This window comes from Pirellulales bacterium, assembly GCA_036499395.1.
In the GTDB taxonomy this organism is placed as follows: Bacteria; Planctomycetota; Planctomycetia; order Pirellulales; family JACPPG01; genus JACPPG01.
This window is the reverse complement of record DASYDW010000056.1, coordinates 62,182-78,644: the sequence shown is the minus strand read 5'-3', so window position 1 is coordinate 78,644 and position 16,463 is coordinate 62,182. Positions and strand designations below refer to the sequence as shown.

The 16,463-nt window shown below is 61.7% G+C and carries 14 protein-coding genes; 11 read left to right on the top strand and 3 right to left on the bottom strand.

Features of this window, described 5'->3' with window-relative positions; all coding sequences use genetic code 11:
• Positions 1–5 precede the first annotated feature (5 nt).
• A complete protein-coding gene (locus VGN12_08340) occupies positions 6–434 on the bottom strand; it encodes a universal stress protein (GenBank protein HEY4309445.1) in 429 nt (142 codons plus the stop codon).
• Between the two features lie 312 nt (positions 435–746).
• On the opposite strand from VGN12_08340, the gene VGN12_08335 reads away from it, so the two are divergent.
• The 9 genes from VGN12_08335 (at position 747) to VGN12_08295 (ending at position 9,219) form a co-directional block, all read left to right on the top strand.
• Positions 747–1,409, top strand: a complete 663-nt coding sequence (locus VGN12_08335) for a replication-relaxation family protein (GenBank protein HEY4309444.1) — start codon at positions 747–749, stop codon at positions 1,407–1,409.
• 109 nt (positions 1,410–1,518) lie between these two features.
• A complete protein-coding gene (locus VGN12_08330) occupies positions 1,519–2,124 on the top strand; it encodes an NADH-quinone oxidoreductase subunit B family protein (GenBank protein ID HEY4309443.1) in 606 nt (201 codons plus the stop codon).
• Positions 2,125–2,171: 47 nt separating this feature from the next.
• Positions 2,172–3,035, top strand: coding sequence for a Fe-S cluster assembly ATPase SufC (sufC, locus tag VGN12_08325; protein ID HEY4309442.1), 864 nt, complete (start codon positions 2,172–2,174; stop codon positions 3,033–3,035).
• Positions 3,036–3,169: 134 nt separating this feature from the next.
• On the top strand, positions 3,170–4,585 hold the full coding sequence (gene sufB / locus VGN12_08320) for a Fe-S cluster assembly protein SufB (GenBank protein HEY4309441.1): 1,416 nt from the start codon (positions 3,170–3,172) through the stop codon (positions 4,583–4,585).
• Positions 4,586–4,741: 156 nt separating this feature from the next.
• Positions 4,742–6,049, top strand: coding sequence for a Fe-S cluster assembly protein SufD (gene sufD / locus VGN12_08315; protein HEY4309440.1), 1,308 nt, complete (start codon positions 4,742–4,744; stop codon positions 6,047–6,049).
• A 149-nt stretch (positions 6,050–6,198) separates the two neighbouring features.
• Complete coding sequence (locus VGN12_08310; protein ID HEY4309439.1) at positions 6,199–6,516, top strand: non-heme iron oxygenase ferredoxin subunit; 318 nt, start codon at positions 6,199–6,201, stop codon at positions 6,514–6,516.
• Between the two features lie 63 nt (positions 6,517–6,579).
• Positions 6,580–6,897 carry a metal-sulfur cluster assembly factor gene (locus tag VGN12_08305; GenBank protein ID HEY4309438.1) on the top strand — a complete coding sequence of 106 codons (318 nt, stop codon included), beginning with the start codon at positions 6,580–6,582 and terminating at the stop codon, positions 6,895–6,897.
• 194 nt (positions 6,898–7,091) lie between these two features.
• Entirely contained in the window at positions 7,092–8,168 is a 1,077-nt protein-coding gene (locus VGN12_08300) for an ATP-grasp domain-containing protein (protein HEY4309437.1), read from the top strand.
• A 49-nt stretch (positions 8,169–8,217) separates the two neighbouring features.
• On the top strand, positions 8,218–9,219 hold the full coding sequence (locus tag VGN12_08295; protein HEY4309436.1) for a hydantoinase/oxoprolinase family protein: 1,002 nt from the start codon (positions 8,218–8,220) through the stop codon (positions 9,217–9,219).
• Between the two features lie 84 nt (positions 9,220–9,303).
• Here VGN12_08295 and VGN12_08290 read toward each other — a convergent pair whose 3' ends face one another.
• Positions 9,304–10,809, bottom strand: coding sequence for a chloride channel protein (locus VGN12_08290; protein ID HEY4309435.1), 1,506 nt, complete (start codon positions 10,807–10,809; stop codon positions 9,304–9,306).
• A 212-nt stretch (positions 10,810–11,021) separates the two neighbouring features.
• Between VGN12_08290 and VGN12_08285 the strand changes: the two genes are divergently transcribed.
• Complete coding sequence (locus VGN12_08285; GenBank protein ID HEY4309434.1) at positions 11,022–11,954, top strand: cation diffusion facilitator family transporter; 933 nt, start codon at positions 11,022–11,024, stop codon at positions 11,952–11,954.
• A gap of 105 nt (positions 11,955–12,059) precedes the next feature.
• A complete protein-coding gene (locus VGN12_08280; protein ID HEY4309433.1) occupies positions 12,060–12,824 on the top strand; it encodes a glucose 1-dehydrogenase in 765 nt (254 codons plus the stop codon).
• 23 nt (positions 12,825–12,847) lie between these two features.
• On the opposite strand, the gene VGN12_08275 is transcribed toward VGN12_08280, so the two are convergent.
• A complete protein-coding gene (locus VGN12_08275) occupies positions 12,848–16,462 on the bottom strand; it encodes a pre-peptidase C-terminal domain-containing protein (GenBank protein ID HEY4309432.1) in 3,615 nt (1,204 codons plus the stop codon).
• Between the last annotated feature and the right edge of the window lies 1 nt (position 16,463).

Sequence of the window (16,463 nt, the reverse complement as noted above, 5' to 3'; positions counted from 1 at the left end):
GCCTCCTACCACCGCAGCACCAGCACCGGGCAATGTGCCAGGCGGATCACGTTCTCGGCGACCGATCCGATTAGCAGGTGACGCAGGCCGGTACGACCGTGCGAGGGGAGCACGATCAGGTCGGCGCGCTGGTCCTTGGCAAAGGCGGCGATCTCGCTGCCAGCGTCGCCGAACGTGATGTTCATGCGCACCCCCTCGTACTTCTTGTCGGCCAGCTTTTCGCGCAGCGCGTCGAGCGCGTGACGTTCGCGCATCGAATTGTCGATCGTGGTCCAAATGACGCCCGGTTCGGCCGGGTCGAGCACCGGCAGGACGTAAAGCACATGCAGAGCGGACGTCGACTCGACCATTTCGAGCGCCGCATCCAAAGCGCCGAACGCTTCGTCGGAAAAATCCACAGGCACAATGACGCACTGTTTGGGAAGCCAAGGCACGGCAACACTCCTGATTTTGTTTTTCTCACGACCCCCGGCCTGAACCACCATTAGACCGCCGCAACCGTCGCCTGAGGACGCACTCGGGTCGAGGCAAGTGCGAAAACAGACGCGCGCAGTCCTTTCCGGCCCCGGGCACGGTGGCTTGGACATGCGCGGTTGTAACGCCTGAAATAGTGTTCAGTCAACGATTTAGGGCGGTTTTAGGCCGCCCTGGCGATTATTGACATATAGAGTTGCCAAAAATGTGAAAACGCCTATCATGGTGTTAGACAGCGGTTGCCTTAGCTTATTTCGCGAGCGGTGCCGGCCATGGAAAACACAGCGACTTCGGACGATCAGGTCTTGGACCTGATGCGACGTCACGGCGCGATGAGCGTCACGCAAGTAGCTCGTGCCACCAGTGTTACGGCTACAGCCGTGCGGCAACGGCTGACCCGATTGATGGGGCTGGGATTGATCGAGCGTGAAGTCGCGACGCCCGATGGCGGGCGGGCTAGCCGGGGGCGCCCCGGTCACCGCTATTCTCTCACCGAAAAAGCGCGGCGCCAGGCCGGCAATAATTTTCCGGATCTGGCCATCGTCCTGTGGGACGAAATTCGTGGCGTGAAAGACCCAGAGGTCCGCCGCGGATTAATGGATCGGATCGCCTCGGCCATGGCCGTGATGTATCGCGACCGGGTGCGTGGATCGACGCTGTCGGCCCGGATGGAATCGCTGAAATCGTTGTTTGGCGAGCGGCGCGTGCCGCTGGACGTCGACCAGGTAGGGCTGGGCGAAGGGCAATCGGGCACACGTGACTCGGCGCTGCCATTGCTGACCGTATCGGAATGCCCCTACCCTGAATTGGCGGAAAAGGATCGGGGCATTTGCGCGGTCGAGAAGATGTTGTTTTCCAAGCTGCTCGAGCAGCCGGTGCGCCTTTCGCACTGCCGCTTGGACGGCCATAATTGTTGCCAATTTGAAACCAATTGACCCGGTTTAAGACCCGATGATCGTCGGATATAGTGAGGGGCTTTGACGTGCCTAAATTCCCGGGATTTGGGCGGCCAGTCGGCACCACGAAACGACGGAAAGATGAATCATGAGCGAGCCTTGGATCGAGGGGCGGTTTGAAGAGAACTTTGCCATCACCACGGTCGAGCAGGCCATCAACTGGGCCCGCCAGTCGAGCATTTGGCCGATGACGTTCGGCTTGGCTTGCTGTGCGATCGAAATGATGGCCGCGGGCGCCAGCCGCTTCGACATGGACCGCTTCGGCGCTGGCGCCTTCCGCGCCACGCCGCGCCAGGCCGACTTGATGATCGTTGCCGGCACGGTGACCTACAAAATGGCCAGCCGTGTCCGCCGGCTCTACAGCCTAATGCCTGATCCGAAATTCGTCATAGCGATGGGTGCCTGCACCGTCGGCGGTGGCCCGTACTTCAAGTATGGCTACCACGTTGTGAAGGGTGTTGACCTGGTGGTGCCGGTGGATGTGTACGTCCCCGGCTGCCCTCCCCGCCCGGAAGCGCTGCTCGAAGGGCTGATGCGGATCCAGGACAAGATCAAAGGTCACCACATCGCTCGGCAGGCGTCAGCCGCCGCCGGCGTGAAGGTCGAGGACGAGTTGCCGTTGCCGCATCACTCGGGCTACGTCGACGTCGAGGAACGAGTCCCCGTGTTCGATCACCAGAAAATCACCGGCTAATACGGCCCTTGGTTAGTTAACGCGAAACGCAAACCAGCAAAACAAGAATGATCAACGCCAGTAGCCAGTCCTCGCGAGAAACGCTTCGCATCAAAGACCTGCACGTCTCGGTGGCCGAGCGGCAGATTCTCCGCGGTGTCAATCTGACGATCCGCCGTGGCGAAACGCACGCCCTGATGGGGCCCAATGGCTCGGGCAAGAGCACACTGGGTTACGCCATCATGGGGCACCCCAGCTACGAAGTGACTCAGGGCTCGATCGAACTCGAGACGGCCGACGGCCAATTGGTCAACGTGCTGGAGTTGGATCCCAACGAGCGAGCGCGGTTCGGAATCTTCCTGGCATTTCAGCGGCCAATGTCGATCCCCGGCGTGAAAATGGCCGACTTTTTGCGTCATGCCACGACGAACGTTCGTCGGCCCGACCGCAAAGAGGGGGAAGAACTGCTGCCGATGCGCGACTTCCGCAAAGAGCTGAAGGCCAAGATGGAACAATTGCGGATGGACCCCGAGTTCGCCCGCCGCTATGTCAACGACGGCTTCTCGGGCGGCGAGATGAAGCGCGCCGAGATTCTGCAAATGGCCATGCTGCGGCCGAAGTTCGCCATTCTCGACGAGACCGACAGCGGCCTGGACGTCGACGCCGTGCGGTTGGCCAGCCAGAGCATCGCCGAAATCGGCGGCGCCGATATGGGCATTCTGATCATCACGCACCACGACAAGCTGCTCGAGCATAATCGGCCCGACTTCACGCACGTGATTTTGGGGGGCCGCATCGTCGAAACCGGCGGCGCCGAGTTGGCCGAGGAATTGCATCAGGCCGGCTACGATCGCATTCGCAGCCAGTACCCGGACGCTGCCGCGGACGAAGCGGCGATGACGCAAGAGAAGACCACGACCGTCGCGGGCTAAGAACAAAACAAGACACGAACGATCTGCAGATTTCGCGGACCACGCAGAAAAGTATGGCAGAGAGGCATTGTCACTCTCTTACTTCCTGTGGTCAGTGAATTACGCGGTTAACCTGATAGGACGAACGAAAGATCATGGCCACCGACCTTAAGTCAGATACCGACGGGCTCGGCCTCGGCGAGATCAACAAATACGACTTCCGTAATGCCGAGAAGTACATCTTCAAGAGCCGCAAGGGGCTCGATGTCGACATCGTGCACCAGATCTCGGACATGAAGAACGAGCCGCAATGGATGCGCGACTTCCGGCTGAAGAGCCTGGAAATCTTCAATTCGAAGCCGATGCCGCGCTGGGGCGGGGACATCAGCATCGATTTCCAGGACATTTTCTATTACATCAAGCCCTCCGATCACCAAGGTCGCAGTTGGGACGACGTGCCCGACGACATCAAGCGGACCTTCGACAAGCTGGGCATTCCCGAGGCCGAGAAGAAATTCCTGGCCGGCGTGAAGGCGCAATACGAGAGCGAGGTAGTGTACGGCTCGCTGCGCGAGGATTTGAGCCGGCAGGGGGTGATCTTCACCGATACCGACTCGGCCGTGCGTGAATATCCCGACCTGGTGCGGCAGTACTTCAGTACGATCATCCCGCCCACGGATAACAAGTTCGCGGCGCTGAACTCGGCTGTCTGGTCCGGTGGCTCGTTCATCTACATCCCGAAAGGGGTGAAGATCGAGTTCCCGCTGCAGGCCTTCTTCCGCTTCATTGCCGAGAGCATGGGACAGTTCGAGCGAACGCTGATCATCGTCGACGAGGGCGCGCAGATTCACTACGTCGAAGGATGCACGGCGCCGATGTACACGACCGAGAGCCTGCATTCGGCCGTGGTCGAGATCATCGTCAAGAAGCACGCTCGCTGCCGGTATACGACGATTCAGAATTGGGCAAACAACATCTACAACCTGGTGACCAAGCGTGCCGTGGCCTACGAAGACGCCACGATGGAATGGATCGACGGCAACCTGGGCAGCCGGCTGACGATGAAGTATCCAGCCGTCTACATGCTCGAGCCTGGCGCCCGCGGCGAGATTCTGTCGATCGCGTTCGCCTCGAATGGCCAGCATCAGGACGCCGGAGCCAAGGTGGTCCACGCAGCGCCGCACACATCGAGCCGAATCATTTCGAAGAGCATTTCGAAAAACGGCGGTCGGGCCAGCTATCGCGGCCTGGTCAAGGTCGAGCCGGGGGCCCGCAAGTCGAAGTCGAACGTCGTGTGCGACGCGCTGATTCTCGATTCGCGCAGCCGTAGCGACACGTATCCGTACATCGAAGTCGACGAGCAGGACGTCTCGATTGGCCACGAGGCCAGTGTCTCGAAGATCGGCGAGGAACAGTTGTTCTATCTTACCAGCCGCGGGCTTTCCGAAGCCGAGGCCAGCACGATGATCGTCAGCGGCTTTATCGAGCCGCTGGTGCGCGAGCTGCCGATGGAATACGCCGTGGAAATGAACCGCCTGATCGAATTGCAAATGGAGGGGTCTGTCGGTTAGCCGTTCGTAACGATCGGGCCGGCCCCGTCGAAACACCCCGTCGCATCGCCTTACATCTCGTTGGAATCGAAGGTAACAGCCGCCGGATTCGCCCGGCGGTCTTCGTTTATCGAGCACAAACATCACAACTCACGTAGCAACGAACGTATTTCGCCCATGGCATCGACCGCGACGCAAGCCGGCTTCACTCAAGACGCCTTCGACACTTTCCTGACCGCGCGTGACGAGCCCGCCTGGCTGACCGAGGCGCGCCAGCAGGCGTGGGGTGAGTTTCAGCGCTTGCCCATGCCATCTCGTAGCGACGAAGAGTGGATGCGCACCGACCTGCGTTTGTTCCACCTCGACCGCTTTACGTTTCCGGGCGAATTGCCGGCCGGTGCCGCGGCGCCAACGGCGCTGTTGAGTCACGGAGTCGATCTGGCCGGACATGACGTGACGCTCAACAGCCGTCCGATGAACGGTGCCGTCGATCCGGCATTAGCGGCGAAAGGTGTCATCTTTGGCAGCCTGGATCGATTACTGGTCGAGCATGCCGAGTTACTGCGTCCCTATTTCACGAAGCGCGCGATCGCCCCTTCGACCGACAAACTCGCCGCGCTGCAGGCGGCGGCCTGGTCGGGCGGGTCGGTGTTGTACGTTCCGCGTGGCGTCGTCGTCGAGCGCCCGTTGCACATCCTCAACGGTTTGGCCGGCGGCGTAGATTTGGCCAAAACTTTGGTGATCCTCGAAGAGGGGGCCGAGGCCACGCTGCTGGCGGAAACGGCCGGCAGTGATGGCGAGCCTGGTCTGCATTGCGGCGCGATCGAGATTTTCGTCGGCCGCGGTGCGCGGCTGCGCTATGTGAATCTGCAGAACTGGGGAAGCGGCGTCTGGCATTTTGCCCATCAGAAGGCGCTGGTCGACGCTGGCGGCCGGTTGCAATGGACGATCGGCGCGCTAGGTAGCCGCCTGGCCCAGGTGAACCAGCACGTGGCGCTCGTCGGTTCGGGAGCCGAGGCGCAGGTCAACGGCGTCATGTTCACCGAAGGGAAGCAACAGCTCACCTACAACACGCTGCAGCATCATCGGGCCGACCATTGTCGCAGCGATTTGCTGTACAAGGGAGCGCTGCAAGATCGCTCGCGCGTTGTGTGGCGCGGCATGATCAAGGTCGACAAAGAAGCGCAGAAGACCGACGGCTACCAGCGCAACGACAACCTCATGCTTTCCGAGCATTCTCGCGCCGATTCGATCCCCGGCTTGGAAATCGAAGCCGACGACGTCCGCTGCACACATGGCTCGACGGCCGGCCGGGTCGACGATGAGCAGATCTTTTACGCCCGCTGCCGCGGCCTGACGCGCAAAGAAGCGATTCGCATGATCGTGGCCGGCTTCTTCCAACAGGTGTTCGATCGGATCACGATCGAAAGCGTCCGCAACGCAATGGGAGAAGCGATCGGCCGTCGGATTCGGGAATACGATTGAAGAAATGATCCGTACAGAATGATGAATGCAGAACGGGGCGTTCTGCAGCATCGATTTTGCGCAGCATTCTCTTGAGAATTTAGCTGACGAGCGTCTGCCGGATTCTCTCCACTGCCAACCGCCCTCTGCCTACTGCCGACTAATTACGCATGTCCGATTTTGTACGCGTCGCCAAGATGTCCGAAATTCCCGATCCCGGCAAGTTGATTGCCGAGGTCGAGGATCGTTTAATTGTCTTGTTCCATGTCGGTGGGCAACTTTACGCGCTGGATGACGTCTGCACCCACGACGGCGGACCGCTGGGCGAAGGACAACTGGACGGATTTTGCATTGCCTGCCCCCGGCATGGCGCGAAATTCGATATTCGCGACGGGCGCGCCCTGACCATGCCAGCCACCCGGCCCACGGTGGCGCACGAAGTGAAGATCGAAGGGGACGACGTCCTGGTACGGCTCCGCGACGATTGAATTTGTGCAGAGAGCATTAGACATTTAAGAGTTCGAACTTCGACATTTCCCGTGAGGTGCCCTATGCCGGTAACCGAAGAAAGTGCCCGCGAGGCGCTGAAGCAAGTGATCGATCCCGAGTTGTTCATCAACATCGTGGACCTGGGGCTCGTCTATCTGGTCACGGTTGCCGATGCCGAGGAGGGCAAGCAGAAGGTGGCGATCGAAATGACGATGACCAGCCCAGCCTGTCCGGCGGGCCCGCAATTGATCCAACAGTCGAAAGATTTCCTGGGTCGCTTGGAGGGAGTTAGCGAGGTCGAAGTGAAGCTGGTGATGGTTCCCCCTTGGACGCCGGACCGAATGACCGAAGATGCCCGCGACCAGTTGGGCATTTTCTAAGTCGCTTCGCTCCAAATTTCCCTCCCTGTCAGCGAGAGGTTTGGGGAGCTGGCACACGTCACTTATCCATTTCGACTCGACAGATCCGCAACGCTTAACCCCTCACCTAGCCTCTCCCCGAGGGAGAGGGGTTCCAGAGCCGCCGCTGTCGGCTGTCGCGTTGTGGTCGCACAGTAGACCCGCGAGCGATCAGCGTGCGCATCTTTGTTTTCGAATATCTCACCGGCGGCGGCCTGCTCGCGAACGAAGGTGCGAGCGTCGATGCTGCCTCGCTCCTGGCTGAGGGAGCGGTGATGGTAACGGCGTTGGCCGCGGACTTTGCTCGCCTTCCGCAGACGCACGTCACGGTGCTGCGGGATCAGCGGGCGACACTTCCCGTAACGGCGAACGTACATTTTCGTCCGGTGGCCGCCAAAGAAGAGTTCGACACGACACTCATCGACGAGTCCGCGGCCGCTGATTGGACCGTGGTGATCGCGCCGGAGTGCGACGGGATACTGGTGTCGTGTCTCGAGCGGGTTATAGCTGCCGGTGGTCGGCTGCTCGGCCCCGGCATCGAACTCGCAAGGCTTGCCAGCGACAAGCAAGCCACGGCCGAGCACCTGGTCCGCCACGGCGTACCAGTGCCTGTCGGATGCCTACTCGCAGATTACGTCATGGGTGACCTGGCATTTCCGTTGGTGCTGAAGCCGCGCGACGGAGCCGGTTCGCTGGGAGTGCGATTGCTGAAGTCTCCGCCCGTCGACGAGTTACCTGCCACGGACGCTCAACGTTTACGGATCGAAAAGTGGCGACCGGGGCAGCCGGCAAGCGTCGGCGTTCTCTGCGGACCGATGGGCAACGTGGCGTTACCGTCCTGTACGCAAAGGCTAAGCGACGACGGCCACTTTCATTATCTGGGCGGCTCACTGCCATTGCCGCCGCCGCTAGCCGAACGTGCCCAGCACTTGGCACTGCGTGCGATCAACACGCTTCCGCAACCAGTTGGGTACATCGGAGTTGATTTGATCCTGGGACCCGACGATAGCGGTGCAGAGGACGTCGTGATCGAAATCAATCCACGGCTAACGACCTCGTACGTGGGGCTGCGTGCCGCGGCGCGCGACAACCTGGCCGCCGCAATGCTGGCCGTGGCCAGCGGCCAGTCACCGGAATTAACGTTCCGTCCCGAGCGGATAGAATTCAGCGCGAGCGGCGACGTTCGTGTGATCCCAAACGCAGGCGATAGCCATCCGCCTGCGACCGTCGCCGTGCCGCACGCTACTGGTTGATGACGTGCGGCGGGCTTTCTCGACTCAGTTCCTTTTTTTGCACGTGGCGATGATGCCGGTACTTGCACTCGACGTTGGCGGGGCCAATTTGAAGATCGCCGACGGCGCGGGCTACGCCCGCAGCGTGCCGTTTCCGTTGTGGCAGCGACCGCACGGTTTGGCCCATGCACTTGCTGAACTCATTCGCGTTGCGCCACTGGGAAACCGCTTCGTGGCGACCATGACGGGAGAGCTTGCCGATTGCTTTTCGACAAAATCGGAAGGCGTAGCGGCTATAGTGTCGGCCTTGCAAACGGCGACGGTCGGTGCCGAGCTGCGCATTTATTTGACCGATGGCACGTTCGTCGCGCCGTCGTTGGCCATCGCGCGACCGCTCGCGGCAGCTGCGTCGAACTGGCATGCACTGGCCAGTTTTGTCGCGCGTCGTTACGCACCGGGATACGGCTTATTAATCGATGTCGGTAGCACGACGTGCGATATCATCCCCTTGGTTGACGGCCAGGCGCAGGCGCTCGGCCGCACCGATCCCGAACGGCTCGCCGCGGGAGAGTTGGTCTATACGGGCGTGGTGCGCAGTCCCGTGTGCGCCATGGCAGCGCATTTGCCCTGGCGCGGTCAGCTTTGTCCAACGGCACACGAGGTATTCGCGACGACGCGTGATGCATACCTGGTGCTCGGCGATATTGCCGAAGATCCGTCGGCGACCGATACGGCCGACGGTCGGCCGGCAACTCGCAGTGCGGCCCGCGATCGTCTGGCCCGCGCGATCTGCGCAGATCGCGACATGTTCAGCGAAGACGACGCGATCGCCGCTGCGGAGACAATTCGTCGTTGCCAGGTCGCGTTATTGGAAAGCGCCTTGCAAAAAGTTCTTGATCGCATGTCGGCCCGCCCGACAACGATCGTCCTCTCCGGCCAGGGCGAGTTTCTGGCTCGCTACGTGCCAGAATTGACGAATCGGCAGGCGACGATTATTTCGCTGGCCAGCGAGTTGGGGCCCGTCGTTTCGCAATGCGCCACGGCACATGCCCTAGCGGCGCTAGCCGGGTAACAGGCAGCACGCCACCGCGAGTACGGCCAATCGTCCGGTCGATAAACGCGAGTCGCATTGCAGGAAAACGCGCAGCTCGCGCGCTTACTCGTCCTTGATAATGGCGTCGTGTACGGGCGAGGCCAGCCGGTCGATCAGTTGTTCGCTATAGATCGATTGTTGATCAGAAAGCAAGAACGACAGCGTACACACCCACAGCGAGGGAAGCAGCAGGTTGTAGTTGCCGATCATTTCGCTGACCATCACCAGGGTCGAAAGGGGCGTCTTGGCCGCCGCTGCGAAGAAGCCGGCCATGCCAACGATCACGAAGCTGGCCGGGTGCGGCACGAGTGACGGCGCGAAGTGATGCAGAACCATGCCCAAGGCGCCAGCACCACAACCGCCGATGACCATCGACGGGCCGAACACGCCGGCCGAACCGCCGCTGCCGATCGTCAGGCTCGTGGTCAACAGTTTTCCCAGGCAAATGGCCAACAGAAGCGCGGCAAAACGCATATTGCCTTCGGCCCCCGGCACATATTCGAGCGCCAACTGCAGAATTCCATATCCGAAACTCAGCACCGATAGTACGCGCTGGTCGCCGCCGAATGCATAAAATAGTGCGACGGCCAGCACGCCCGTGAGCGCCGCGCCGATCATCGGCCGCAGCTTCGGACTGATCGGCAGATGATGAAAGGCGTACGTCAATCCGTAAAACGTGCGGGTATAAATCATCGCCAACACCGCCATCGCCACGGCCAAGATCAAGTAAGAGGCCAACTCGAGCGGCTGGTTAAAGACCAGCAGATCGGCCACGCGCGGCGGAATCGTGAACAACGGTTGCCAGCCGAAAATCAATCCGAAAGTCGAATAAGCCGTCACGCTTCCCAGCGCGGCGGGCATCAACACGTCCGACTCCAAATCGGCCGAGCTATACATCACCTCGGCGGCGAACAGCGTGCCGGCCAAGGGCGCGCGAAAGATAGCGCCGATGCCGGCTCCCATCCCCGCGGCCATCAGCAAGCGCCGTTCGTCGGGGCGCAAGCGCAGCTTCGTGCCCAGGAATGATCCAAAGCCGGCGCCGATCTGCGCAATCGGCCCTTCGCGTCCTCCTGATCCGCCGGTGCCCAGCGTGACGGCGCTCGCAACCAGCTTGACCAGTGGCACCCGTGGCCGGATGACTCCCTGATGCAGATGATAGGCCGCGATCGCGGCGTCGGTGCCATGCCCTTCGGCTTCCGGCGCCAACGTGTAAACGATCAAACCGCACACCAGACCGCCGAGAGCGGGAATCAGGACGAGCAGCCAAGGGCGCAGCGGGCGTCGGGCTTCGACATCTTTCGGTTTCTCGACTCCCGCCACATGCGGAGAGCCGGAAAACAGATGCATCTCGCCGCCGGCTTCGACTGGTTGATAACCGGCCACATTGGTCAGCGTGTAGTGAAAGACGAACTGTCCGGCGGCGTAGAAGACTACCGCCCCCAGGCCCGCGATCACGCCAACCACCAGCGACAGGGCCAGCACGCGCGATTGCGGACGTAAGCGGCGCTCGCCCGCCGCTAGAAACTCCGGAAACCAACGCATCGGCGAGCTGGGAACTGGCTTTGGCATGCCCCCTTTTTTAGGACAATCCGTCCGGGGCGTCGAGTGCAGGCCAGGACGTTTCGCGGCACATAATTCGCAACTCGTAGTGGGCTGGGCACCCAGCACCACGTCCGCGAACTTCGCGCCACGACTATCGCACGGTTTAATGTCGTATGTTTAACGAGCGTTTCGCCTGATGCGTCGCGCTTAATGTTTTCGCCTGTGAGAATGCACGATTCGTGACTGCCCACGCTGAGCACGCCGCCGGACAACATCGACACTCCCACGCGGGCCATTCACACGGTCATCGTGATGCGGCTGCGTCACGACTAGCCGCGACATTGGCGTTGGTGCTGGTGTACATGGTGGCCGAGCTCGTCGGCGGTTGGTTGAGCAATTCGTTGGCCCTGTTAGCCGACGCCGGGCATATGTTTTCCGATGCCGCGGCGCTCAGCCTGAGTCTGTTCGCGGCCTGGATCGCGCGGCGCCCACCGACCGCGCAACACTCGTACGGCTATTATCGCGCTGAGATTCTCGCGGCATTGGCCAATGGCGCGCTCTTGGGTGCGATCTCGATCTTTGTCATCTTCGAAGCGTGGCAGCGATTGTGGGAACCGGCCGAGGTGCGCGGACCCCTGATGATGGCCGTGGCCGCAGGCGGGCTGGTGGTGAACCTGCTCGGGCTGTGGCTGCTGCAGGCACATCGCGAATCGAACATCAACGTGCATGGCGCCTGGCTGCACGTGCTGGCGGATCTGCTGGGAAGCGTGGCGGCTGTTATTGGTGGCGCGCTGATCTGGCTATGCGGCTGGTATTGGGCCGATCCCGTGGCCTCGGCCTTGATCTCGCTGTTGATCATCTACTCGTCCTGGGCCCTGCTGAAAGACGCCATCGCCATCCTGATGGAGGGAACCCCGGCGCACGTCGACCTGGACGAGGTGCGAAATTGCATTGCCGGCGTGGTCGGCATCGAAGGCGTTCACGACTTGCACGTCTGGACGATCACCAGCGGCATGGAAGCCCTCTCAGGGCACGTCGTCGTTGCCGATGGCCGTGCGGCGTCGGAGTTGCTGGCCGAGCTACGCAAACGGCTGCACGATCGCTTTGGCATCGACCACATCACGATTCAGATCGAGCCTCCCGACTTCGACGTCTGCCAGACGCGGTGTTAGAGTGCGGGTTCCAAAACACCTATCCAATCGTGCCATCAGCAGCGATCCACGCCATTAGGCAACCGTTGCTGCCCGCACGGCACCCTATTAAAGAGAATTGAACGCATGAAACTGTTCGATCTGAGCGGACGCGTGGCGCTAGTCACTGGTGGTAATGGCGGTATCGGGCTGGGGATGGCCAAGGGGCTAGCCGAGGCCGGAGCGCGAATCGTTGTCGCCGCACGCGATGCTGCCAAGAGTGAAGCGGCCGTCACGGAACTGAAAGCCGTCGGCACCGACGCCGTGGCGGTCGAAGTCGACGTCGCTGACGAAGCGTCCTGCAAGGCGATGGTCGATAAGGCCGTTCAGCAGTTTGGCCGAATCGATATTCTGGTCAACAACGCAGGCATCAACATTCGCAAGCAGCCCGAGGATTACACGCTCGCCGAATGGAACAACGTGATGACGATCAACCTGACGGGCGCCTTCATCTGCTCGCAGGCGGCTTATCCCGCGATGTGTCGCGCCGGCGGCGGCAAGATCATCAACATCGGTTCCATGACGTCGATCTTCGGCATCCCCTTCGCACCAGCGTATTCGGCGAGCAAAGGAGGGATCGTTCAATTGAGCAAGGCGCTCGCCATTGCCTGGGCCAAAGACAACATTCAGGTTAACGCCGTGTTGCCGGGGTGGATCGATACCGATCTAACCAGGCGGGGGCGGAAGCAAGTCGCGGGGCTGCACGAGCGCGTGCTGGCTCGCACGCCTGCTGCACGCTGGGGCGACCCGGCCGACTTTGCCGGCATCGCGGTGTACCTGGGGGGGCCGGCCTCACAATTTGTCACCGGCGCAGCGATCACGGTAGACGGCGGCTACTCGGTAAACGGCTAAACGCTTCGCGGGACACGCAGCGATTATTCTTCACCACCCGAAGCATTGGCCACGGTCGCCGGGCGGCGAACTTGCAGCGTGATCGGACGTGAAGCCTGAATTCCGGCGGCATTTGCCACGGCCTGAATTTGGCGGCTCGAATCGGGGACCCATTTGGCCGCGGTCAAGAAGATCTGCCGCTCGGTCTCACCGGCCCGGATCAACACGCCGTTAAGCCCGATGTTATCGACGATCACGCCGTGCGGCAGATTGTCGACGTCGAAGTTGGCTAGTTCGTCGTAGCCGTTGCGCTCGATCTTCAACAGAGCTGTAACGGTCGTGCCCGGGGCAATCGTGAGCTCGGCCGGTTCCAGGTGGACAATGATCTTTGGTTTAGCGGCCGGAGCCAGCTTCGGTGCGGCGACCGGTTTCTCGACCCAAGCGCCGTCGATCTTGGCCTTGGCCGTGATCTTGATCGCGGCCAGGGCTTCGTCCGTGGGCTTCACGGCATCCGGCGCAGCGTTAACCACGGCTCGCGCCTCGTTATGACCGGCCTGGATCACGGTCGGCGTTGAGAGAGTGAAACCGGCGGGCAGGCCGGCGGCCTCGATCATGATTTCGCCGTCGAAACCATCGCTACGGTCAGCCGCGAACGTCAGTCGCTGTCCGCTGCCGGCAGGCACACTGATATCGCGCTCGTTGACGCGCACCTGAAAGTCGTGATGCGGCGGCCGGACAATCAGTCGATAGCCGAACATGTCGCCGCCCAGTCCGCGCACGTCGCTCACTCGTACCACGTAAGTTCCGTCGACCGGCGCGGTAAAGGTCAATCGCGAATCACGTCCCAGCTTGCGATCGCCGTCGTCATCGTTTTCGTAATTGATCGTGAAAACGGGCAAGCCGGTCGACACCAGCTTGGCGTCAATGGCATGCGGGACAACCGTGTAAATACTCTCATCGAGCGGATGGGCGCGGGCGCTGGTATCGAAGTAACCGCGTCGTTTGCCAGCCGACGTGTACATCAGCATTTCCGAATCCGGTCCCTGTGGCATGCGGAAGACCTTGCACACCTCGCCTTGCAAGTAGATGTATTCGTTCAGCTCCATCTCTTCCCAACTCTTGGCACGGAAGCCAGCCCCGATCGAGTCGATGGGGCGGAACTCCAGATAAGAATCACGCACCGCTTGCAAAACGAGCCGGGGGACCGGTTGCCCCTGGGCGTCCAGGATTTCCAGCTTTGCGTCCAGCGGGCTTTTACGACGCGCCGCCTCGACCTCGACAATCCACGTTTGCCTCTTGCGCGCCTCGAAGCGGTACAGGTCCGTGTCCGTTGCCGCCGCATCCTCGCTTGCCCCAATGCGACCTCCGGCGACGCCGGGAACGACAAGCGTTGTGGCCTGCGCCGGATGATCGTTCGGTTCCACCTCGACGATCTCGGCCGTGTCGGAAACCAGCACTTTCAATCCCTCGCGGCTGCGGAAGCGATTGGCATCCAGTGGCACATCCACGTCTCCCGGCTTCTCGGCCGCGATCTTCACGCGGCTATCGGCGGGCAGGTTGTAGCCGATCAATTGAACGTCACGCTCGCTCCCCACGGCGACGCTTAGCGGGAAGGCGGCGGTCACGTACGGCAGCTCGCCGAGCGCCAAGCGATAGAAGTGCTTATCCGAACCGGCCAGCGCCAGGTCGCGCACGCGGATCGCGTAACGTCCGTCGGCGGGAATGCGGTATGCCAGCAGTGGATCGGACTCGTCGTTGAAATCATTGCTCGCCGCGACGACATGCCCCGCCGGGTCAAGTATCGAGAGCAGGCCGTTCAACTTCGAGCCAAGCGACTTGGCGGCCAGATCGACGACAATCGTTTGGCCGGCCCGGGCATCGAACGTGACATGATCGACGTCCCCCATCGTGGCCAGCGTGCCCCACACACAGGCAGGCAGCGCCAGCGGCGCGACGGCAGCAACAGTCGCATTGGGCTCGGCTTCGACTCGTTGCGGTAAATTGTCGACCTCGATCGACAGTTGTCCGCTGTCGCCCCCACTGGTCGTGAGGGACAACTGATAACGCCCCCGCGGCGTATCGGCAGCCGGCACGATGTCGACCCATAATTCGTCTGCGCGGGCCGTGTCGGCATCCTGCGGAACGATCGTGGAAGTGAACTGCCCACGATCGAACTTGACGGCCGTCGGTTCGAGCAGATTCTTGCCGACGATGCGAACGCGCGTTGTTGTTCCTCGCTCGACGCCGCGCGGCTCAAGCGCCGTGATCTCGGGCTTCGGAAGCGGAATGCGATCGCCGGTCGTGACGTCGTAGAAGCCGACACTGCCATCCAGGCGCCCGGCGAGCAGCGTTTTGTTGTCCGGCGCGATGGCCAGGGCGCCGGCCCAGTCGGGCTGCGCTTCGAGCTCACGCTTTTCGAGATACGTCGCCGCGTCCCATACCTTCAACGTGCGATCTTCGGCAGCGCTGGTTAGCCATTTGCCGTCGGGCGAGTAGGCCAGCTTGATGACGGCCCCTTCGTGCGCGAAGCGCGTATAGACCAGCGGATTGGTTCCCTCTTTGGCCGAATCACTGATCTGCCAGACGCGAATGCGATTATCGACGCCGCCGGCCACGACGTGCTTACCGTCCGGCGCGAAGGCCACGGTGTAAAGTTCCTTCAGTGGCTGGCCGAAGGTGTCCAGCCGTTCGCCGGTCGACACTTCCCATAATTTCACCGATCGATCGGCGCTGGCGCTGGCCAGCAATTTTCCGTTCGGGCTGAATGCCAGATCGTAGACCGCGCCATTGTGGCCGGCCAAGGTGCGCACCAATTCACCGCTGGCGGCGTCCCACAGCTTGATCTGCTGGTCATAGCCGCCGGTGGCGATCAATTGGCCTTCAGGGCTGGCCGTCGCGGCATAAAGGCTGTCACGATGGCCGACAATCTTTCGCAGCGGCGCACCGTCGGCCACGTTCCACACGATTGCTTCGCCGAAGAGGCCCGCCTCACCGGCTGCCGAGAGGAGCCGGGCACCGTCCTTCGAGAATTCCACGTCCGTTACATTGCCGCGATGTCCCGAGAATTTGCGGACCGTCGCCCGGCTGTCGGTCGCGATCAAGCGGATCTCGGCGTAACCGGCGAGCGCCGCCAGCTTACCGTCCGGTGAGATGGCCACGGCATTGATCTGCCGGCGCGGCGTACCACGCAATGCGACCTTGGGGGTGACCAACAGTGTTGGGTCAGGCGCCGCGCCAGTGGGGCCCTTGGCACCGGCATCGATCCAGGACTTCACCAGCGCGATCTCGGCCGGCGTGGGCCCTTCGTTTCCTTCAGGCGGCATGGCGGGCTTGGCACGTCCGTCGAGCATCAACAGCAGACGGCTCGCATCGCCCTGGCCCGGCACAATCGCCGCACCGGCTTTGCCCCCTTTCAACAGGCTTTCATGCGTCTCCAGAACGAGATCGTGTTCCGCATCGTCGGCGTTGTGGCAACCCAGGCAGTACTTCTTGAAAAGCGGCGCGATATGAGTGTTGAACTCAGGTTCCTTCGCCGCCGCCTTCGCGTCCTGCTGCGCGACGGCGACCGGCGCGTCGTCGGCGCGCGTGGCAGTGCCGGTCATTGCCAAAATCGCCACGGCCAACAGCCAGCTCGTCGTTAAACGATCGCTTAGGTGCATG